At 55.8% G+C, this 360-nt stretch carries 2 protein-coding genes; both read right to left on the minus strand.

The features are described 5' to 3' along the window. On the minus strand, positions 1-214 hold a 214-nt coding region (locus RTW80_RS27850; RefSeq protein WP_312721354.1), incomplete at its 3' end, for an SCP2 sterol-binding domain-containing protein. Positions 215-227: 13 nt separating this feature from the next. After that, on the minus strand, positions 228-360 hold a 133-nt coding region (locus RTW80_RS27855), incomplete at its 5' end, for a class I SAM-dependent methyltransferase (RefSeq protein ID WP_312721356.1).

Here is a 360-nt window from a genome sequence, read left to right on the forward strand (position 1 = left end):
TCACCGAGCAGTCAGCCTCGCCTTCCCACTCCCCCAGAACGTCAAGCTGGCGTTCGCTGAAGACCAGCACAAGCGGCGTCGAGAACTCCTTTAAAACGATGCGCAGCACCTTTCCGTTAAGCCGCTGACGTGCGGTTTTCAGCGCCGGAGCGCGATACAGAAAGGCATTCAGTACATTCTCGATGCCTGCGGTGACTAAGGGTTTAATGGGCACGGGAAACCTCCACTCAGAACTTGTAACCACGATGCAGCGCGACGACACCCGCCGTCATATTGAAGTATTCCACGTTTTCAAACTCCGCATCCTGCATCATCGCTTTCAGCGTGTCCTGATCCGGGTGCATTCGGATGGATTCGGCC

Source organism: Escherichia sp. AM3 (assembly GCF_032029835.1).
Taxonomy (GTDB): domain Bacteria; phylum Pseudomonadota; class Gammaproteobacteria; order Enterobacterales; family Enterobacteriaceae; genus Escherichia; species Escherichia coli.